Here is a 19,660-nt window from a genome sequence, read left to right as displayed (position 1 = left end):
ACTGTTACTTTCCTTCCTTAAGTAGTTCGACAACCAGCGCCAGTTCGTTGACGGTAGCTTCGGGGTCGCCGGAGTAGCCAATGGTTCGGTAGCGAACCCGCCCATTGGGTCCAATCACCACCTTGGTCGGTATACCCAGCACCTTATAGGCTTTCGATACTTTTTGTTGCCCATCAATAGGGACGGTAAAGTCGTACGGGTGTTTTTCCATAAAGGCATGAACCCGCGATAAAGGGCCACCTTCGCGGGTATTGACGAACAGAAAGCGGACACTTGGATCGTCCTGGAACTGGTTTTTAGCCTGTTGCATAGCTGGAAATGAAGCGATACAAGGACCACACCAGGTAGCCCAGAAATCGAGCACAACCACCTTGCCCTTGAACGCTGACGACGAAATTGTGCGGCCCTGCAAGTCGGTCATTGTAAAGGCAGGCGCCGGTTCGTTGATTAGTTTTTGGAGCAACTCATCCCGTTGGTCTGCCTTAATGTCGGATTCCAGATTAGCCAGATAGGCTTTGGCTTTGCCTGGGTCATTACCGGGTTGCTTGGCGTACCAGTCGCGCAGGATGTTTTTCAGACTGGGTGTTGCTTTGCCAGCCTGAATAGCGGCTTCTACCATCGGCAGCGCTTCAGCGGCATGATTGGTCCGGAGGGCACAAAGGAAGTATCGTTCCGTTGTGCGAGGGTCGCTGTTCTCTACATCGTCGGGATTAACGACTGACTGATACAGGGCAAACGCTTCCGTATCTTTCTTCTGTTGGTCGAGGGTGCGGGCATAGGTATTCGTCAACTGCCGAAATCGGGTTTGTTTATCCGCTTCCCATGCACTGGCGGCATTACGAGGTTTCGTCTGACTATTGAGTACAGCCAGCCCATGTTTAATCAACAGTTCTGCTTCGGGTAATGACCGTCGCTCTTCGGCCAGTTGATTCGCAATGGTGTTCAGAACCATGACATCCGTTTGGGCCGCTGGTTGCTTTTCTGCAAAGGCAATCAGCCCTTTGATGTCGTTATTTTTGAAGTAGCTGTTCAGCATTACAGCCGCCAGATCGGGCAGGTGAGCCGACGTTGGGTAATCCTTCAGGAAAGCTTCATAGGCAGCTTTTTTGCGGCTCCAGTCGGCTTCGTTTCGAATCGCAATGGCTCGGTCTTTCTGCATCAGTAAACCGGCCGGATCGGTGGTTTTCTGCCGTTCGCGCAAAGCGGCTACCTTCTGGAAATCGCCCATACTTTCGTACAGCCGGGAGGCATCTGCCAGTTCAGCTACGGTAGGCGTAGGCCGGGAGGCCAGATAGGCTTCAATGGCGGCCTTAACTTTCGGACCATAACCGGGCTTTCGCTGCTTGATTAGTGCTGCCAGATGGTCGGACCAGTATAAAGGGCGGAGGTCGGGATTCATCGCCAGTTCGTGCTCATACAAGGTCACTACCCAGTTAGGATCGGCACGTATTCCGGTTTCGTTCAGGAAGTGGCTCCGCGAAAATACTGAAGCCTGCCCACCCGTAGCATGTGGGACGATACGCCCTGTGCTGTCGCAAACCAGAACGACATAAAACTGCCCATTGCTGAGGTCGGTGCGGTTCGGCTGTTTGCTATTCCGAAAGTAGAGCATGGTTCCTGCTACGTCTTTTTTGGGAATGTACAGTTCGCCCACATAATTACTCCCCTGACGTACCAGCGTAACGGTGGTTGGCTGGCTGATGCGCATCATAGTAGGGGCACCATAGCGTACGAAGCGGCCTTCCAGCGTGCTATCCTGAGCCAGCGTTGCTGAAGGTGTATAGGTAAACGACACGATCTGCCCAATCTGAGGTCGTTCAGGAGAGAAACATAACTGAGCGCTGGCAGATAGGCAACAAATCAGGCAAAGGGCGAATAGACTGGCAATTAATTTCATAACGTAAAGGTAAAAGGGCCTGTTTACACAGCTACGGGCTTCTCTTCGCGAACAGGCTTGGAAACGGCCAGAAGCCCTAAAAAGGTGATTAATCCATTCAGTAGCAGACGCTCGAAGCCAAACTGATACCCGCCAAACCAGGCTGCTGAATTTTCATTGATAATGTAGGTCAATACAGGCGAAGCAAGGCAAATGAAGGGCACAAACCCATCGATTACCGGACGTTTGCTGAAAATGCCGAATGCATACAAGCCTAGCAAAGGCCCATAGGTGTAGCCAGCAATATCGAATACGGCCGTGATCACTTCTTTACTGTTCAGTTGCCGGAACACAATAATGACTACATAAAAGAGCAGTGAGAAGCCAATGTGTACAATGTGTTTGATCCGCGACCGTTCGGCTTCGGGACGTTTCTCAACGTTCATGAAATCCACACAGAACGAGGTCGTCAGAGCCGTTAGGGCTGAGTCGGCACTGGCGTAGGTGGCAGCTGTAATACCCAATAAAAAGGTGATGGCAACCACAAGGCCAAGGTGGTTCAGGGCAAGCAGCGGGTACAGATCGTCGGTACGCTCGGGAATGGGGATGCCTTCGCGTTGGGCAAATACATAAAGCAATACACCCAGCGAAAGAAACATAAAGTTGACAAATACCAGTGTAACCGTAAACCAGAACATATTTTTCTGGGCTTCGCCAATGTTTTTGCAGGTCAGGTTCTTCTGCATCAGATCCTGATCCAGCCCCGTCATGACGATGGCGATAAATGCGCCGGAGATGAACTGCTTGAAGAAATTTTTGGAGTCGTTGCCGTCCCAGAAAAAGATCTTGGACATTGAACTGTCGTTGACCGTTTGTACCAGCCCGCTAAAGGATAGCCCCAATTCCCGAGAAATGAGGATAATTGTGAGGATAACGGCGGTGACCAGAAACAGAGTTTGTAGGGTGTCGGTGACGATGATCGTTTTTACCCCTCCCTTGAACGTATAAATCCAGATAAGCGCGATGGTAATCAGGACCGAAACGCCAAACGGAATGCCCAGCGAGTTGAATAAGGCCAGTTGCAGAACGCCAGCCGCTACATACAGCCGCACGGCTGACCCCACTGTTCGGGAGAGCAAAAAGAACCCGGCCCCCGTTTTATAGGACCAGAACCCAAAGCGTTTTTCAAGATAGCCGTAGATGGAAATCAGATTCAGTCGGTAGTATAGTGGCATCAGTACGGAGCCAATGACGAAATAGCCGACGATATAGCCCAGCACAACCTGGAAATACGAAAACCCAATCTTGCCTACCGCACCCGGCACCGAAATAAACGTAACCCCCGACAGCGACGTGCCAATCATGCCGAAGGCCACCAGCCACCAGGGCGACTGCCGGTTGGCCGTAAAAAACGTAGTGGTATCGGCTCCACGGGCGGTATAAAATGAAACGGCAATAAGTACGCCGAAATAGACAATCAGGATAACTAAAGCAAGCGTTGTGTTCATGAAGGAAAATTACGAAACGGTCCGCAAAAGCGGTGTAAATTATACGATAAGCAGACTGATGCTGGCAACTTTTCGGCCCCAATTCCGGTTTTTTAGTATACAGGAACGGCTTTCAAAAGTGGTCGTTTTTTTGTAAATTTGCTAAGTAAATACGCTTTTCGCTCCCATGCAACCTTTTGAAGAAAACGACTGGTCGACGGATGTCGATGTACTCGACGAAGTGATTGAAACCGACGTGCATAACCTCGTCGTTTTTAATGATGATGTAAACACTTTCGATCATGTCATCGAAACACTAATTGATGTTTGCAAGCATACGCCCGAACAAGCTGAGCAGTGCACCTTACTGATTCACTACAAAGGCAAGTGTACTGTCAAAAATGGTTCCTGGGATGAACTGGTCCCGATGCGGAACGAAATCTGCCGCCGGGGTATCTCTGCGGAAGTTCTCAATTAAAGAGCGAAAGAGTGAAAGAGTGAAAGAGCGAAACTTGAAGCGCCAGCCACTCTTTCGCTCTTTCGCTCTTTCACTCTTTAATTTTACGAAATTGGAGTATCCATCCAAACTTATCGAAGACGCGGTGAATGAAGTGTCGAAGCTGCCGGGAATCGGGAAGAAAACCGCCCTTCGGCTTGTGCTCCATTTGCTGAAACGAGACGAAGACCAAACCGAAGCGCTGGCCCAAAGCCTGACAGCGATGCGGACCAACGTCAAATATTGTCAGCGATGCCATAACCTGTCCGATAACGACCTGTGTACCATCTGTGCCAGCCACAAACGTGATCAGTCATTGATTTGCGTCGTGGAAGATACCCGTGATGTACTGGCCATCGAAAATACAGCGCAGTATAAAGGCTTGTATCATGTGCTTGGTGGCATCATTTCGCCCGTAGAAGGCATTGGCCCCAGCGATTTGCAGATCGAGTCGTTGATGGAGCGGCTACGTGGTGCCGAAGGCGAGCAGGTACGGGAAATTATTCTGGCCATCAGCCCGACGATGGAAGGCGATACCACGGCCTTTTATCTTCAGAAAAAGCTCAAGCCGTTCAATCTGAAAATCTCGACCATTGCCCGTGGCGTTCCGATTGGCGGTGACCTTGAATATGCTGATGAGGTAACACTGGGCCGAAGTATCCTGAGCCGGATTGCATACGAATAACAAGCTGATTCGTAATCAATATTGGGTTTCTGGGCTGAAACATAACGATACGAACATAGCCGGAGAGGCAAAAATGTCGTTTATTTGCGTTTGATGAACATCTATCCCGTAAACGGGTTTGTTCATCAAACGCTTTTTGTTTCTCCAAAACCAATCATTCGCATGAATCGCTCCGAGTTTTTGAAACTGGCTTTTGGTGCTTCGGCCGGGCTGATCGCTTTTCGCTCCTTTGGATTGTCGCCTGCGCAGGCAGAAGGCCCGTTTACCTTACCCGCGCTGCCTTATCCGACCGATGCCCTTGAACCGCATATCGATAAAATGACGATGGAAATTCACCATGGCAAACACCATAAAGCCTATGTGGATAACCTCAACAAAGCTGTTGCCGGAACCGACATGGCAAAAATGAGTATTGAAGCACTCGTGAAAAGCGTCAATGCAAGTACACCGGCTGCCGTTCGAAACAATGCGGGCGGTCACTGGAATCATACGTTCTTCTGGAATATCATGGGGCCTAAAGCTGGTGGTGCTCCGACTGGTGCATTGGCCGAAGCGATTAACAAAAAGTACACCTCGTTCGATAATTTCAAAACCGAATGGGGTAAAGCAGCAACGGCTCGGTTTGGGTCGGGCTGGGTGTGGTTGATCAAAAATGGCAACGAAGTCGAAATTGTCTCAACACCTAATCAGGACAATCCGCTAATGGCTCTGGCCGAGAAGAAAGGAACCCCTGTGCTGGGCCTCGATGTATGGGAGCATGCCTATTACCTGAAATACCAGAACCGTCGGCCCGACTATGTTACGGCATTCTGGAATGTGGTCGACTGGAATAAAGTAGCGAAGAATTTCGCATAAATAGCCAGCTATAAAACGGTACGCCGTTATAGGTACACGAGTCATAAGGGTATAAGGTTGACTGACAAAACTCATGTGGGTTCGTCAGCTAACTTTATAACTTTATGACTCTATATCTTTATAACTAGCCTCTAAACTTTCGTATTTTTGTAGAAATTGATTTAGTCTATGTTATCCGAAGAATTATACAATGAAATTCCGTCATTAGATCTGGCGGATTTCACCGCAGGCGATCCCGAGCGTAAAGCCAGCTTTGTGCAGGATTTAGGCCGGGCCTTTAATCAGATCGGCTTCGTGGCCATCCGGAATCACGGCCTGAGCGATGAGCTGGTCAAGCGCCTGTACGATTCAACTCAGAAATTCTTTTCGCTGCCCGATAGCGTTAAACAAAAATACGAACATCCTGAACTGAACGGCCAGCGTGGTTATGTGGGTAAAGGCAAAGAAACGGCCAAAGGATTCAAAGTAGCCGATTTGAAAGAGTTTTACCACGTGGGTCAGCCAGAACCGGAAGGTGACATGCCTGCCAACGTTTTCCCGGATGAAGACACCGAATTTGGCGAAGCAACGCTGGAAGCCTACCGGACGCTGGAAAATGCCGGAAAGCAACTCCTAGGGGCGATTGCTCTGTATCTGGAACTGCCCGAAAATTATTTCGACGATAAAGTTCGGAATGGAGACAGCATTCTGCGTGCACTGCATTATTTCCCACTCGACCCCGAAACCACACCGGAAGGTGCTGTTCGGGCAGCAGCGCATGGCGATATTAACCTGATTACGTTGCTGATGGGGGCTTCGGCCGATGGGCTGGAAGTGCTTCGTCGCGATGGAAAATGGATTGGCATTACCGCTCTGCCTGATCAGGTGGTGGTCAATGTGGGCGACATGCTCGATCGACTGACCAATCATAAGCTGAAGTCAACGATTCATCAGGTGGTGAACCCCCCCCGCGAAAAGATGAACCAGTCGCGGTATTCGATTCCGTTCTTCATGCACCCCCGCGCCGATATGGACCTAACCAGTCTGGAAAGTTGTATTGACGCTCAGCATCCCAAGTTATATGTCGACATGACAGCGGGTGAGTTTCTGGACGAGCGCCTGATGGAACTGGGGCTTAAGAAAAAATAGTCTGTCAATCGGTATTGACGGTTGTTCGATAGTCATTCATTGTTAAGTGCCGTTTACCAATAAAAGTTACGATGCATGACTGCCGATGCCTATTGAATGGTTACGAATGACCGTCAATACCTTCCTCTATAATGCTCCCTTACCTGACCACTCATCAGCCTGTTCGCCGGATTCGGTACATCATCTTTCTGAAAGATGTGTTGATTCTGGCGTGCACCACATTTGGAGGGCCTCAGGTACATCTGGCCATGTTTTTTGATCGGCTAGTGAAAAAACGGAGGTACTTGACGGAGGAGGAATTGCTGGAACTGAATGCGCTTGGGCAGGTTTTGCCTGGTCCTACATCGACTCAGACGATTACAGCCTTAGGATTTAAAATCGGGGGGCCAAACCTGGCCTATCTGACGCTTCTGATTTGGATATTACCCGCTGCCAGTGCTATGACAGCGGCTGGTATTGGCATCTATTACCTCGAACGACACCAGCTTTCGCTGCACTTTACCCGATTTATCCAGCCAATGGCCGTTGGCTTCATGGTTGTAGCCGGGTATCGCATCGGGCAGAAGGTGATCCATGATAAAGTCAGTCTGGCACTTGCCATTACGGCTACAGTGGTGGGATACGTGTTTCATTCACCCTTCATGACCCCTATTGTAATTGCCGTCGGTGGCCTGACTACAGCCCTGACCTACGAAAAACAGCAACGAATGAAAAAAGAGCCCCTGCGTGTGCAGTGGGCTAATTTTTTTCTCTGGATGGGCGTTTTCGTCACCGCTGCCCTGCTGGGAGCATTCACCCGTTCACTACCTGTGCGTTTATTTGAAAACTTCTACCGGAACGGCAGCATCGTGTTCGGTGGAGGACAGGTGCTCACCCCAATGCTCTATAATGAGTTTGTGGCGTTTAAACATTACCTCACGCACGAGGAATTCCTGTCAGGTCTGGGGTTGGTACAGGCCATGCCAGGGCCGGTCTTTTCCTTTGCTTCCTACATCGGGGCTTTGTCGATGCGGGGAACTGGCTGGCATGGGCAGCTTTGGGGGAGTCTGGTGTCGACGGTGGGAATCTTTCTGCCCGGTACGTTTTTAATCTTCTTTGTGTACCGATTCTGGGAACAGCTCAAGCGCTATCGGGTAGTGCGGGCGTCGCTTGCGGGTATCAATGCGGCCAGTACTGGACTTACGGCTGCTGCAGCCATTGCCCTCTTTGAACCGATGGCTCCACATTGGCCATCGGTAGTTGTGGTTATTCTGACTATTGCTCTTTTGCTGTATACCAAAACTCCGCCCTACCTATTAATTCTGGGTGGTTTATTACTAGGCATAATGCTCAACTAACCTATCGATTCACCACCAACCATCTGCTCGTACACCGCATCGAACTCCGCATTCTTGCTTTGCCGGTAATGTTCTGCGTGGTATCGGTCCAGTTTGTCCAGAAGCTGAACCAGTAGCGCTTTTTCGCCCTCGGTAAGTGAGCTAAAGGCCACGTCGGCCACTTTATTCATAACGGGAAAGCATTCGTAAAGTGCCTCAATCCCTTTAAGGGTAATTCGTAGCCGTTTGGAGCGCCGGTCTTCCTCATCTGGGAATTCCTCAATCAACCCCATACTTACCAGACGGTTAACAATGTCGATACCAGAGGCAAATTCTGACATCATTTCGTAGATGAGCTCGCTTTTTTTGGGAGTGCCCATTTTCATCAGTACGAGCAGATACACAGGATCGTCGATTCCTTTAAACTGGAGCGGGTGCATGGCTTTCTTTGAGTAGAAATAGCAGTATTTCGATAAGCGTCCTACCAGAGCTGCCAGACGGGATTCAGGCCTTATTTCGATAAACGGTGGATTGCCCATATTGGCTTGTGGCTGGTAGGCCATGTCATTGATTGCCATAACCGGCTGTTGCTCATTCACCATGGGCTGGTGGGCATGTTCCGTTAAATAGTGCAGGCAGAATCCTCCTAAATCGGCATTGGGTGTTACCTCACTGTAAGCAGCCCATGCATTTACCAGATCAATCAAGGCCTTTTCTCCTTTTTCCATAAACTACAGAATCGTATTAATCACTATAGCTTTTATTAGTTATCACTACGAAAATACATAAAATTTTCTTACAAATCTTGTATTAACTATAAATTCGTAATAATATTGCTGGAGAATAAGCTATAAAGTATGGTTTCGTACATTTATATGCCAATATGAAGGCAGCCGCCTGCGATTCATATTCATTCAGGTCAGTATATGGTTAGTTGATAAAATAGTTGCAGATCCATGATAGCCGAATTAAAACAGGTAGGTAAAGAATACCGGGCGGGCGATCAGACCATTGTGGCGCTCCAGCCGACAACCTTGCAGTTGCAGGAAGGGGAGCTATTGCTGATTATTGGCCCTTCCGGTTCAGGGAAGACGACGCTCCTGTCGCTCCTGGGATGTGTAATTTACCCCAGCTACGGCGATCTGTGGGTCGATGGTCAGCATGTGAATAAACTGAATCAAAAAGCCCTGGCCCAACTGCGGCTAAATTCCATCGGGTTCGTCTTTCAGAACTTCAATCTGCTGGCTCCACTAACGGCCGAAGCCAATGTGATGATGCCTCTGCAATTGCAGGGGGTGAGCAGTAGCGAAGCTCGGGACCGTACCGAAAAGGCACTGCAAACGGTAGGGATGATCGACCGACGTAAAAACTTACCGAACCAGTTATCAGGGGGGCAGCAACAGCGCATCGCTATTGCCAGGGCGCTGGTTACTAATCCTAAACTAGTTCTCTGCGACGAACCGACCGCATCGCTGGATAAGGATTCAATCAACGTAGTCATGCAGGAGTTACGAACCCTGGCCGACAATGGGAAATCAGTGGCTGTCGTCACCCACGATCCAAGGCTGAAACCCTACGCGCATCGAATTGTAGAAGTTGATAATGGGGCTGTTAAAGAAGTTTCCGGATTTAACGATTAATGACAAATCTTATGAAGGCAACGCATTACGTAACAAATGTATTCGGCTTACTAGTAGCTGCTTATGTGTTCAGTGCCTGTGGCGGAAAGAAGTCCGACGCTACCGATGGGAAAGACACGGTACGAACGGTACGTACACCAAATCGGGTCGATGAGGTTTTAGGTATTGCTGTAATCGAACCCGCTAAGCGCATCAGTCAGCTATCTCCCGAATCGGGTGGTTTGGTCAAATCCATCAGCGTCGATATTGGGCAGGTCGTTCGGAAAGGCGATGTGATCCTAACGATGGATAATGCCGTTGAAACGGCACAGTTGCGGCAGGCCAGCGTAAAGATTCAGACCCAGCAGGATGCCATCGAAACTGCCCGTCAGAATGTGCAAACGCTTCGGGTACAGTTGCAGAAAGCCGAGGATGATTTAAAACGCAATCAGATGCTGTTTTCGGGCAAGGCACTGACGCGTAAGGAACTGGACGATTCGCAGTATCAGGTCACAAACCTGCAACAGCAAATTCGGGCATCGGAAGCGCAGGTAAAGCAGGCTGAGGGACAAATCAAGCAGCTACGGTCTGACATACAGTACGCATCGACCGTAGCGGGGCTGAAAACGGTGAAAGCGCCCGAAAGCGGAACGATTCTTAGCCTGGAGGCCAAAGTAGGGCAGTATCTGAACAGCAACCAGTCGATTGGCGATTTTGCCCCCGAAGGCCCCTTGGTTGCCGTTACCGAAATCGATGAGTTGTTCGCATTACGGGTAAAAGTCGGCCAGAAAGCCTACGTTCGCCCGCAGGGCAGTAGCGAACGACTGACAACGGGAACAGTTATTCTGGCATCTCCCTATCTGCGAAAAAAGTCCCTGTTTTCTGACAATACCGCTAACCTTGAAGATCGACGGGTTCGGGAAGTTCGGGTTCAGTTAGACGATCCGACGAAAGTGATCATTGGGGCGCGGGTTGAATGCCTGATTCAGGTGGGATCGCAGCCCACCCCACCCACCGTCGCGAAGCAAGTCCATAACTAGGCTCGAAACCGTCAAAACGCATCTGGATATGTTTAGTATAGCGCTTCGGTTTATTCGATACGATGTGGCCAAGTCGTTTGGGGCTTTGGCTGGTATTATCATTTCGGTATTTCTGATTGGGCAACAGGCGGGGGTCTTTATTTTCCTAACCGATGCCATGCGGAGTATTGTCGATAATAACAAGGGGTACATCTGGGTAACGGACGAAACCACCACGAACGCCAATCAATTAAGTCCGCTCGATGTTCGGAAAGGGTATGAAATTAGTTCGTTGCCGGGCGTCGAACGCGCTTATCCGGTTGTGGTGGCTGCTGTAGGGGCCAAATTTGCCAATGGTACCACAGGTGGATTGTCGCTGATTGGTTCCGAAGCACCAGCCTTTGTGGGAGGCCCCTGGCGGTTGTATACGGCCAAAAATAAAGACATGATACCCGATGGGGCGTTGATTACGGATTACTACGATTCAAAAGCCCAGGGAAATCTGAAACCCGGCGATTATTTTGAGGTCAATGGGAAGAAGGTCTACAACGCTGGGCTAACCCGTGGTGCCCGGTCGTTTGGTGGGGGATTATTGGGCTTCACAACCATCGAACGCGCCCGGTATCTGGGCAATGTACCGACCACTCAGGTTAGCTTTTATCTGGTTAAGCCAAAAAAGGGCGTGGCCGAATCAGCTGTGATTCAGCAAATCAACCAGAGTATCAATGGTGTAAGAGCCTGGAATGCCGATGAGCTTTCGCAAACGACAGTTAAAACGGTGTTGTCAACGAATGGCATTGCTGCTTCGTTTGGTAGCCTGATTGGGTTTGCGATCATTTCCGGGTTGGTCATCATTGGCCTGACGTTGTATTCGGCAGCTATCGACCGGATCAAAGACTATGGTACGTTGAAAGCCATTGGGGCCACAAATGGCTATGTTACCCGCCTGATCCTTACCCAGGCATTTTTATTCGCTATCGTTGGCTTCACGATCGGACGGCTACTGGTTGAAGGATTTCGGTTGGGTATTGCGAAGTCGGGTACCTTGTTTTATTTCCCCACCTGGTTCGAATACGCCTTGTTTGCCATAACGCTCATCATTTCGTTGGGCGGGTGTGTTTTTGCGATCCGACGAATCAACTCCCTGGAGCCAGCCACTGTATTTAGAGGGTAAGCAACCTGTTTCCTATCTCCGTATGAAATACGCATTTGTTCTTGCCGGGATTTTTTTAGGCCAGCTTGTCAGAGCACAGCCGGCAGGTAGTACATCGAAACCCATCAGTCTGACCGAAGCGCTTGAACTTGCTCAGACGAATCGGCTGGAAATCGCCAGTCAAAAACTTCAGGTGGAACTGGCCGAAAGCGATGAAGCCCGACGACGGGCAGCCTGGCAGCCACAGATTAATCTGGGGGCCGACCTTCGCTGGAACACCCAGATTCAGCGAAACATTATCAAAAATGCACCGTTTGCCAACAATCAGGATGTGGTGTTACGGTTCGGAACGCCATTCAGCAATGCGTTGACGGCGCAGGCCGAGCAGAAAATCTATGACGCCCAGAGCCGTATTGATCGGCACATTAACCAGTTGACCGTCGATAAACAACGGGTAACACTCGACAAACAGGGGATTGATATTCGTCAGCAGGTGACCGAAGCGTACTACCAGGCCGTATTTAACCGTGAAAAGCAACGGTTGTCGGACCTGGCGCGATTGAGGGCGCGAAGTTATCTGGAACAGGCTCAAACCCGTTTTCAGGCGGGCACGCTTCTGCAAACGGATTTCGATCGATTTACGCTTGACCTGAGCAATGCCGAAATGACGTTTCGAAACGATCAGCGGGATTACGCGCTTAGTCTGGAAAATCTACGCTACCGAATCCAGTCGCCACAGGCGGTGGAACCTGTCGACTCGTTAAGGGCTTTATTTGAGCAGTTTAGCGCGCAGGAACTGGCCGCTAAAACACGCCCGGAATTACAGCAGGAAGAGGCTGACCGGCAGATTAATGTCCTGAATCAGCGTCGAGAACAGGCGCGCCTGGCTCCGCTCGTAACGGGCTACGGTGCCTATGCGGCCCAGCAATTTGCCGATGTGTTCAACCCATTTCAGAGCGGTACCTGGTTTCCATACAACTACGTAGGTGTTAAGGTATCGATGCCAATCTATAATGGGCGGCAAGCCCGGATCAATCGTCAGGATTATGTACGTCGGGCGCAGATCAATCAGAACACCATGCAGCAACTGCAAAACGATTTTGATTACGAGTTACGCTCGGCCCGTAACACACTCGATCAGGCCCGTGAGAACCTGTCCGAAACCCAGAAGAATATAACGCAGGCGCAGGCTATCCTGGCTGTTGATCGCGTACGGTTTGAGGCTGGTACGCTAGTGCTGGCTGATTTTCGGAATAGTGAATACAGCCTGCAACAGGCCGAAAATAATTACCTGCGGGCTGTTTATGATGTACTACTCGGGCAAATTCAGGTACGGAAAGCGCAGGGAAGTTTATAAAAACAGAGGCCTGATCAACCCCTAAATTCTCAGAAGGGGTACTTTGCTCCCTAGTAGACAAAGTCCCCCTTCCGAGAATTTAGGGGTTGATCAGGCTCGCCTTGGAGCATAGAAAAGAAAGTGTCGCTAATCTGTCAGCATGGACGTGCTGAAAGAGTACTACAGATTTTCGTCCGAGAGAAATTTGCGGATGGTTTGATACGGTCGCATACCATTGGCTTTACCGTTTGTCCCATTTGTTGGTGGGTTCCCATTGGTACGGAGTTCTTCGGTGCGTTTACGGCTACCGTTCTGAACGGTCAGCTTGTCTTTGCGCAATTGCCGTTGTTCCTCTTCAGTCAGCCCCGTGCGGGTAGCTTCTCCCTGGCCATACCCATCATTGAAATTACTGATTCGACTGTCGGTTTGCGCCAGTTTAAGTTCCGCCAAAAGCTCGGCCAGTTCGGCATTCAGCGTCTGGCGTTGTTCCTTCAGCTCAGTAAGCGACGGGAGTAGATCCAGGTTATGCTGAAGGACATTCTGCTGGGTTCGTTGTTCGGCCAACTGCGCTTCAAGAGGAGCTAACTCAGTTGTAATTCGCTTGATACGCCGTCGCAGCTTCCAGAGTTTGATGTCGGCCTGGAGCCATCGGAACCAGAACGCCGACAATACGGGCAGGGCAATCCCTAAACAGACGGCACCTGCAATGGCAAATAGAATACCACTCAGAACGAACGACAACAGCGCCCACGGACTGTTGACCAGTGCCAGATTTAGCTCACTCGATTCGTTGAGTTGTTTTTCGATCTGATGCATAGCCGATGGGCTGAGCGCCTGCGTGGCTGCCGTCGGGTCGGGGTTAACCTGCAACTGTCGAATCGATTTGTTAATGGCCGCTTTGAGCTGGTCAGTTCGATAGGCTTCGTATCGGAACCAGCCCAGCACAGCCAGCGTCAGGACCGCGAAAACGGCCAGAGTCATCTTGAAGCGGCTGTATTTGCGCTCGTTGGCTTCCGGATTTTCCTGATATGGTTTTTCAATCAGGCGGTCGTAAGCTGGTTTTAACAGGATCGACACCATCGCCAGGCCAACGGCAAAGGCCCAGGCTTCGTTGGTATTGCGGATGTTGAGGGCATAGGCTACAATTTCGTGCGAGATGATTAAATCACCAGCCAGAAATGAGATACCCGCAATCAGAAACAGAATGCCGGCCAGTAACGAGTAGTCGGGAGCGGCTTTGGTCCGACGTTCGCGTAAGGCTTCGCGGTCAGCCTCCAGCGCCTGCCGATCGGCTTCGCGTTGCTTCACCTGTTTGTCCAGCCGATCAACCTGCAAGGTATGATTTTGCAGGTCGGCAAAAGCCGTCCGGTTGGCCTCGGTCGTTTCGGTCAGGCGTTGTTCGGTCGTTGCCAGTTCAGAACGTTTCTCCTGAATACGCTCCGTTAACCAATCGGTATTAATCTGGCTCGATAAATATCCTTCGTAGGTTTCCCGATTCACTCCTTCAACACCGCTCGTGTACCCGTGTTGAAAGTCAGGATTGTTCGTTGGCTCCATCATCAAGTATGAATGATAAGTTATGCGTTTCGCTATCTTACTAAAACAAAACCAGTAAGCAGATACGGAACTTACATGCTGCTGAATAACTGATTTGATCGGGTCAGTTGCTTGTAAGTCAGTGCTTTATCTGGTAAGTAAATATCTATCATTCATAGTTTATAATGCCTTTTCGCTGTTGTTCGGTAAGTCGATCGCGAAGGCTACGGGCCAGTTCGAATTCACTTATAAATAAATGAACAAAGCCATCGCGCTGAGTGTTCAATCGGGTCAGATTTGTTTCGGCCTGATTCAGGGCTGTAACAATAGGCCACTTCTGCATCCGAAAGGCATCAATCTCCTGTGTAAGCCGTTCTATATCGGCCTCCCAAATGGCTATGTTTTGCGCCTTCTGAACAAGTAGCTGCCGATTTTGCTGAATCGTAAGAAGATCAGTCTGAATGGCCGATAAAGTGTTCAGTAGTAGTTTACCAGCCAGCAAAAACAGGAAGAAAACAAAGATGAATAAGCCAATAGATTTGATCACCGGTTGCGATTGAAGCGCCTGAATGAAGATGAAAACAGAGGTGGCCAGGGGCAGACCTACTTCTTCCAAAAGACGACGGACCGTTAGCCGGGTATTGGTTTCGTAGAAAAACGATGTACGCCCGGCCAGATTGAACATACCTGCCAGAAAGACACCCACGGCGATCCAGCGGTTGGCGAAGGCAGGCTGTAGCGTTTCATCAATCAGGAAATAATTTCCGACGCACAGCGCAAGGGAAAGCACCAGACTAATACTGTTTCGAAATAAGTTGTTCGTACCAGGCTGTTTGTCACGCAGCGTGTCGAGCTGATCACGGAGGGCTGTCAGACGGTTTTCGCGTTGTTCGATGAAGAGATTAAGCTCACTGATTTTTTCGGTATACTGACCAATTGCCTCTTCGAACGGAGCAGTTAACTGCGCAAAATAAGCCCGAATCTGCGCGAGTTTGCTATCGGGCCGGGCGTCGGAGAGGCCAAACAATACCCCTTCATCGCGTAGACTTTCTTCATCCGCCAACCAGTGGGGGAGGGGTTCGGCTGGAACCGGGACGGCCGGAATCGAGTAAGCAGCCAACGCGTTGATGGTTTCTTTAGGACCTGGGCTTACCGATGGCGTATGAACCAGCGAAGCGGGTGTGAGCGTCGCCGGAACAGGGGTAGTACGAGAAAAAAAAGACTGAAATCGTTGAAAAAGCGTCATTATCGAAGCCGGGCCATTGAGCAGGCTGGCCGGATCAGGTTGTTAAACGAAAAACGGCTGTAAATACGGAAATAGTACGGTATGAATGCAAATCATTCTGGACAGACGGAGAAGAATTTCGTCAGAAACCGTATTCTGAGTCCTGTATTCAGTGAAGGGATTTCTGCAAACTGTTAGCTCAAATCTACCAGTTGTTGACTGCTTCTGGCGATCGTCGGCGTTTTCTGCCAGTTTCGTAGACCGGATACTGATCATTTGTCCGCCACGTTCCGTACTGATGAAACTCTCTATGGCCGATCTATTGATTCTCCTCTTTTTCTTAATCGGTGTTTTGCTGGTTGGCATTGCCGGTTACCTCTATTACGACCATCAGCAGTTGGTCAAAAAAGGTGTCATGACCAAAGGAGTTGTGATTAGTATGCACCGGATAAAACCGCGCGAATACCCTGTAGCCCCTTCTGTTCGCTATCGTATACAGGATGGCCGTGAGTTGGTATTTCATAGTTCAGAAGGGCGTAACCCTCCGGCTTATGCTATTGGCCAGGAGGTGACGCTCTATTACGATCCGGCAAAACCGGAGCGGGTTCAGCTAGATGGCGATTACCTGCTGGTGTATGTTATGGCAGGTATAGGGTCTGTATTTCTCCTACTATCTGTCTGGACAATCGGGGAATCGGTTGGGGCTATTTGGGAATGGCTGGTAGCTGGCTAATCGATGGCAGGTTTCATCAGGTATTTATCAATTCGCCATCAACTACGAAGAACTATGGAAGTCACAGAGGCAAAACAAACCATAAAATCCACTGAGACGAAATACACAGCTATGCTGAAATACATCACCGTTATCAATTGGATTGTTATTGGAATTCTGGCTCTTTTAGTGATCATCTCGTTACTATTCCCGACCAGAGGGGGCGATGCGGCTGGGCGAGGAATGGGTGAGGCTGCCCTGATACTGGCAGGTATTGTTCTAGGCGTATTGCTGGTCCTTAATCTGATTCCTCACGTATGGAGTAAATATGCAGCTTTTTCGTTGATTATGTTGCCGTTTGCTGTCCTGCTGGTAAGCAACCTCGGTTCCAGTCTGAAAGATGTTGTCAAGGCTATCACCTATTCACAATCTAATTATGATGGATCAGCATATTTTTCAGATCCGACACTTAAAAAGTTGCTGGCTGCCTGTTTTGACCAAAATGTTGATAAGGTAGCAACCCTATTGCAGGAACCTTGCCCGCAAATCAATAATCTGGATATCCAGGGCGAGCAAACCGCTCTCGACTACATCGCAACGCACTATAGCCAGTATACCAGAGACTGGGAAAAGACAAAGCAGATCATGGAACTTATGTTGGCGGCTGGAGCCACCATTAACAGTACGAACTCGGCTCGTGTATCGACCCATGCCGCTTCGGTCTGGAATGCTACGCCCAATATGCTCCAATTTTTCCTCGATCACGGTGCCGATCCGAATGCAGTGGGCAGCAATGGCGTCCCAATTCTCTATGAAGCCATTCGTTCCGGTGGGCCTGATTCGATTGATAAAGTTCGGCTCCTGCTCGACCGTGGGGCCGATTGTATGCTAGTGGGCACCTATGACCAGAATACGAAAAAGTATACTCCCTTGCTCTTTGCGTCGGCTTTTGGGTATTGGGATGCGTGCCTGTTGCTGATTCAGCGGGGCGCCGATGTGCACTATACATCGCCCGATGGAACTACCATTCAGACCTACATTGATTTTTTTGAAGACCATTACAAAGGGGCCGATAGCCTCCGTCCGGCCGAGTTCGATCAGGTAAAAGCTGTTTTGAAGAAATTGAAACAGCAGAGTCACTAGCGCAGGAATACGCGCTGAAGAGCCGTCCAGAGTCGTTTCTTTAAGTTCTGATCGGCTTCAATGGTTGGTAACGAATCGGCCATCAGAAAAGTAATTCCCTCGAAGCGAACCGGCGAATAGCGGTCCATCATGATGTCGAGATTGATGCGCTCGAAGGGTACGCCAAAGGTAATAAAGTGATTGATGTACTTACCCCGAAGCAATTCCGCAAAATCCATGTCTTTTACCCCATGCAGATTCAGCAGGTCAACCCCGTCGATATTCAGGTTGACAGCTTTCAGGATTTTTTCCAGGAATAATAAGTTGCTGGGGTCCAGCTCTTCATCGGCCAGGAGCAGCACTTTATGATTTAACAACGGCAACCGGGGTTTTTGCTGCAAGGGTGGAACTACCTGTGGTACTTTAGGGCGCGGTGCCAGGTCGGGCAAAACCTCCGGCGCTTCTGCGGCTGACTCTGCCGGAAATTGGACGGAGATTATTGACGGCTCTGGCTCTGGCGTGATTACCTGCGCAGTGGGTTGACCATTTGCCGATAGCATGTCCAGTTCGGCCAGTAAATCAATTTCCGATGCAACCATAGCTACTGGATCAGCAACATCTACCGCAACTGGTTTTGAGGGCTCCCACGACTCATCTGCCAGACGGTACAACTGGTCAGTTTGGTAGAAGGTTCGGTAAAAATCGGTTACTGACATGGAACGGGCAGAGAGAGGATACATGTGATCCCGGCAAGGAATACTGAAAAGCACCTTGCCGGGATCATATAGGTAAAAACACCTTAGGCAATTACAGCCTGACGGTGGATAATCGCTTCCCGGTCAGGACTGGTTGAGATAAAGTTGATGGGTAAACCCAGGGTGTCTTCCAGGAAATAAACGTAATCGGCCAGGGCTTCAGGTACGTCGCTAAACGAACGAATGTTGGTCAGATCGGCCTGCCAGCCTTTAAACGTTTTATAGATTGGCGTAACGGCGGTGTCGCACAGATCGTAAGGCAGTTGCTCCGTAACAGTACCATCGGGCAATTCGTAGTGCGTACAAACCTTGATCTCGTCAAAAATATTCAGTACGTCCACTTTCATCATCACCAACTGCGTAACGCCATTGATCATGATCGCATATTTGAGCGCAGGCAGATCGAGCCAGCCACACCGACGGGGACGGCCCGTTGTGGCACCAAACTCGCGACCTTCCTGACGGATTTGTTCGCCGGTTTCGTCCGAAAGTTCGGTTGGGAAAGGCCCACTACCGACTCGCGTGCAGTAGGCCTTAAATATGCCGTACACTTCGCCGATCTGTCGGGGCGCAACCCCAAGCCCTGTGCAGGCTCCGGCAGTCATGGTATTGGACGAGGTAACGAACGGATATGAACCGAAGTCAATGTCAAGCAGTGAACCCTGGGCACCTTCGGCCAGTACTTTTTTGCCTTCTACCAATGCTTCGTTGACCGTATATTCACTATCAGTCAGCTTAAACTGCTGCATAAACTCCACAGCACCGAAAAATTCTTCTTCGGCCTGGGGCAGTATGGAGGCATAGTCAAACTGGTTCTGATCGAGGATAACCTTATGAAGCGTTACCAGCTTGTCGTATTTCGCCCGGAAATTAGGGGATTGAATATCGCCAACCCGTAAACCCTGACGGGCCACTTTGTCCTGATAGGTAGGACCAATACCGCGCAGGGTCGATCCAATTTTCGATTCGCCTTTGGCCTGCTCATAGGCAGCATCCAGCAGGCGGTGGGTAGGCAGAATGATAGAGGCTTTCCGGGAAATCTGCAGATTCTGGGTTAAGGCCAGGTTATACTTTGCCAGCCCATCGATTTCTTTTTTGAACACAATCGGGTCAAGAACAACGCCGTTGCCAATGATATTGAGAATATCGTCGCGAAAGATACCCGACGGAATCTGGTGCAGTACGTGCTTCAGACCGTTAAATTCAAGCGTGTGCCCAGCGTTTGGACCGCCCTGAAACCGGGCTACCACCTGATATTTTGGGGCTAATACGTCTACGATTTTGCCCTTTCCTTCGTCGCCCCACTGGAGGCCTAATAAAACATCGATCATTCTGATAAT

At 49.8% G+C, this 19,660-nt stretch carries 18 protein-coding genes; 11 read left to right on the top strand and 7 right to left on the bottom strand.

Annotated elements, in window-relative coordinates:
* Positions 1 to 4: 4 nt before the first annotated feature.
* Together BGO59_RS22755 and BGO59_RS22750 are read right to left on the bottom strand one after the other, a co-directional pair.
* Entirely contained in the window at positions 5 to 1,897 is a 1,893-nt protein-coding gene (locus BGO59_RS22755; RefSeq protein WP_293687034.1) for a TlpA disulfide reductase family protein, read from the bottom strand.
* A 23-nt stretch (positions 1,898 to 1,920) separates the two neighbouring features.
* On the bottom strand, positions 1,921 to 3,384 hold the full coding sequence (locus BGO59_RS22750; protein WP_293687032.1) for a sodium:solute symporter: 1,464 nt from the start codon (positions 3,382 to 3,384) through the stop codon (positions 1,921 to 1,923).
* Between the two features lie 166 nt (positions 3,385 to 3,550).
* Here BGO59_RS22750 and BGO59_RS22745 point away from each other — a divergent pair, with 166 nt between their 5' ends.
* The 5 genes from BGO59_RS22745 to chrA all read left to right on the top strand — a co-directional run bounded on the left by BGO59_RS22745 (position 3,551) and on the right by chrA (position 7,864).
* Positions 3,551 to 3,841: an ATP-dependent Clp protease adaptor ClpS gene (locus BGO59_RS22745; protein WP_020600733.1), complete on the top strand. Its 291-nt coding sequence runs from the start codon at positions 3,551 to 3,553 to the stop codon at positions 3,839 to 3,841.
* A gap of 91 nt (positions 3,842 to 3,932) precedes the next feature.
* Positions 3,933 to 4,544, top strand: a complete 612-nt coding sequence (recR, locus tag BGO59_RS22740) for a recombination mediator RecR (protein ID WP_080059895.1) — start codon at positions 3,933 to 3,935, stop codon at positions 4,542 to 4,544.
* 162 nt (positions 4,545 to 4,706) lie between these two features.
* Positions 4,707 to 5,399 carry a superoxide dismutase gene (locus tag BGO59_RS22735; protein WP_293687029.1) on the top strand — a complete coding sequence of 231 codons (693 nt, stop codon included), beginning with the start codon at positions 4,707 to 4,709 and terminating at the stop codon, positions 5,397 to 5,399.
* Between the two features lie 168 nt (positions 5,400 to 5,567).
* A complete protein-coding gene (locus BGO59_RS22730) occupies positions 5,568 to 6,527 on the top strand; it encodes a 2-oxoglutarate and iron-dependent oxygenase domain-containing protein (protein WP_293687027.1) in 960 nt (319 codons plus the stop codon).
* Positions 6,528 to 6,658: 131 nt separating this feature from the next.
* Positions 6,659 to 7,864: a chromate efflux transporter gene (chrA, locus tag BGO59_RS22725; RefSeq protein WP_293687026.1), complete on the top strand. Its 1,206-nt coding sequence runs from the start codon at positions 6,659 to 6,661 to the stop codon at positions 7,862 to 7,864.
* On the opposite strand, the gene BGO59_RS22720 is transcribed toward chrA, so the two are convergent.
* Positions 7,861 to 8,571 (bottom strand): MarR family winged helix-turn-helix transcriptional regulator, encoded by a 711-nt coding sequence (locus BGO59_RS22720; RefSeq protein ID WP_293687024.1) that lies wholly within the window; start codon positions 8,569 to 8,571, stop codon positions 7,861 to 7,863. The genes chrA and BGO59_RS22720 overlap by 4 nt on opposite strands.
* 228 nt (positions 8,572 to 8,799) lie before the next feature.
* Here BGO59_RS22720 and BGO59_RS22715 point away from each other — a divergent pair, with 228 nt between their 5' ends.
* From BGO59_RS22715 to BGO59_RS22700, 4 genes are read left to right on the top strand one after another with little or no spacing between them, the layout of a single operon-like run.
* Positions 8,800 to 9,483, top strand: a complete 684-nt coding sequence (locus BGO59_RS22715; protein ID WP_293687022.1) for an ABC transporter ATP-binding protein — start codon at positions 8,800 to 8,802, stop codon at positions 9,481 to 9,483.
* Positions 9,484 to 9,494: 11 nt separating this feature from the next.
* A complete protein-coding gene (locus BGO59_RS22710) occupies positions 9,495 to 10,502 on the top strand; it encodes an HlyD family efflux transporter periplasmic adaptor subunit (protein WP_293687020.1) in 1,008 nt (335 codons plus the stop codon).
* Between the two features lie 28 nt (positions 10,503 to 10,530).
* Positions 10,531 to 11,655: an ABC transporter permease gene (locus BGO59_RS22705; protein WP_293687018.1), complete on the top strand. Its 1,125-nt coding sequence runs from the start codon at positions 10,531 to 10,533 to the stop codon at positions 11,653 to 11,655.
* A 22-nt stretch (positions 11,656 to 11,677) separates the two neighbouring features.
* Positions 11,678 to 12,991 carry a TolC family protein gene (locus BGO59_RS22700; protein WP_293687016.1) on the top strand — a complete coding sequence of 438 codons (1,314 nt, stop codon included), beginning with the start codon at positions 11,678 to 11,680 and terminating at the stop codon, positions 12,989 to 12,991.
* A gap of 159 nt (positions 12,992 to 13,150) precedes the next feature.
* On the opposite strand, the gene BGO59_RS22695 is transcribed toward BGO59_RS22700, so the two are convergent.
* Together BGO59_RS22695 and BGO59_RS22690 are read right to left on the bottom strand one after the other, a co-directional pair.
* Positions 13,151 to 14,527: a hypothetical protein gene (locus tag BGO59_RS22695; RefSeq protein WP_293687545.1), complete on the bottom strand. Its 1,377-nt coding sequence runs from the start codon at positions 14,525 to 14,527 to the stop codon at positions 13,151 to 13,153.
* 148 nt (positions 14,528 to 14,675) lie between these two features.
* Positions 14,676 to 15,752, bottom strand: coding sequence for a hypothetical protein (locus tag BGO59_RS22690; protein ID WP_293687014.1), 1,077 nt, complete (start codon positions 15,750 to 15,752; stop codon positions 14,676 to 14,678).
* A 277-nt stretch (positions 15,753 to 16,029) separates the two neighbouring features.
* Between BGO59_RS22690 and BGO59_RS22685 the strand changes: the two genes are divergently transcribed.
* Complete coding sequence (locus BGO59_RS22685; RefSeq protein WP_293687012.1) at positions 16,030 to 16,464, top strand: DUF3592 domain-containing protein; 435 nt, start codon at positions 16,030 to 16,032, stop codon at positions 16,462 to 16,464.
* 54 nt (positions 16,465 to 16,518) lie between these two features.
* Entirely contained in the window at positions 16,519 to 17,586 is a 1,068-nt protein-coding gene (locus BGO59_RS22680; protein ID WP_293687010.1) for an ankyrin repeat domain-containing protein, read from the top strand.
* On the opposite strand, the gene BGO59_RS22675 is transcribed toward BGO59_RS22680, so the two are convergent.
* Both BGO59_RS22675 and BGO59_RS22670 read right to left on the bottom strand, forming a co-directional pair.
* Entirely contained in the window at positions 17,583 to 18,305 is a 723-nt protein-coding gene (locus tag BGO59_RS22675) for a hypothetical protein (protein WP_293687008.1), read from the bottom strand. The genes BGO59_RS22680 and BGO59_RS22675 overlap by 4 nt on opposite strands.
* A 59-nt stretch (positions 18,306 to 18,364) precedes the next feature.
* Positions 18,365 to 19,651 carry an adenylosuccinate synthase gene (locus BGO59_RS22670; protein WP_293687006.1) on the bottom strand — a complete coding sequence of 429 codons (1,287 nt, stop codon included), beginning with the start codon at positions 19,649 to 19,651 and terminating at the stop codon, positions 18,365 to 18,367.
* Between the last annotated feature and the right edge of the window lie 9 nt (positions 19,652 to 19,660).

This window comes from Spirosoma sp. 48-14 (assembly GCF_001898575.1).
In the GTDB taxonomy this organism is placed as follows: Bacteria; Bacteroidota; Bacteroidia; order Cytophagales; family Spirosomataceae; genus Spirosoma.
Note: the sequence above shows the minus strand (reverse complement) of the source record. Positions and strands in the feature narration are given on the sequence as shown.

Coding starts and splice junctions, on each gene's coding strand:
- BGO59_RS22755 (WP_293687034.1), bottom strand. CDS start 1,897: ATGAAATTAATTGCCAGTCTATTCGCCCTTTGCCTGATTTGTTGCCTA.
- BGO59_RS22750 (WP_293687032.1), bottom strand. CDS start 3,384: ATGAACACAACGCTTGCTTTAGTTATCCTGATTGTCTATTTCGGCGTA.
- BGO59_RS22745 (WP_020600733.1), top strand. CDS start 3,551: ATGCAACCTTTTGAAGAAAACGACTGGTCGACGGATGTCGATGTACTC.
- BGO59_RS22735 (WP_293687029.1), top strand. CDS start 4,707: ATGAATCGCTCCGAGTTTTTGAAACTGGCTTTTGGTGCTTCGGCCGGG.
- BGO59_RS22730 (WP_293687027.1), top strand. CDS start 5,568: ATGTTATCCGAAGAATTATACAATGAAATTCCGTCATTAGATCTGGCG.
- chrA (WP_293687026.1), top strand. CDS start 6,659: ATGCTCCCTTACCTGACCACTCATCAGCCTGTTCGCCGGATTCGGTAC.
- BGO59_RS22720 (WP_293687024.1), bottom strand. CDS start 8,571: ATGGAAAAAGGAGAAAAGGCCTTGATTGATCTGGTAAATGCATGGGCT.
- BGO59_RS22715 (WP_293687022.1), top strand. CDS start 8,800: ATGATAGCCGAATTAAAACAGGTAGGTAAAGAATACCGGGCGGGCGAT.
- BGO59_RS22710 (WP_293687020.1), top strand. CDS start 9,495: ATGAAGGCAACGCATTACGTAACAAATGTATTCGGCTTACTAGTAGCT.
- BGO59_RS22705 (WP_293687018.1), top strand. CDS start 10,531: ATGTTTAGTATAGCGCTTCGGTTTATTCGATACGATGTGGCCAAGTCG.
- BGO59_RS22700 (WP_293687016.1), top strand. CDS start 11,678: ATGAAATACGCATTTGTTCTTGCCGGGATTTTTTTAGGCCAGCTTGTC.
- BGO59_RS22695 (WP_293687545.1), bottom strand. CDS start 14,527: ATGGAGCCAACGAACAATCCTGACTTTCAACACGGGTACACGAGCGGT.
- BGO59_RS22690 (WP_293687014.1), bottom strand. CDS start 15,752: ATGACGCTTTTTCAACGATTTCAGTCTTTTTTTTCTCGTACTACCCCT.
- BGO59_RS22685 (WP_293687012.1), top strand. CDS start 16,030: ATGAAACTCTCTATGGCCGATCTATTGATTCTCCTCTTTTTCTTAATC.
- BGO59_RS22680 (WP_293687010.1), top strand. CDS start 16,519: ATGGAAGTCACAGAGGCAAAACAAACCATAAAATCCACTGAGACGAAA.
- BGO59_RS22675 (WP_293687008.1), bottom strand. CDS start 18,305: ATGTATCCTCTCTCTGCCCGTTCCATGTCAGTAACCGATTTTTACCGA.
- BGO59_RS22670 (WP_293687006.1), bottom strand. CDS start 19,651: ATGATCGATGTTTTATTAGGCCTCCAGTGGGGCGACGAAGGAAAGGGC.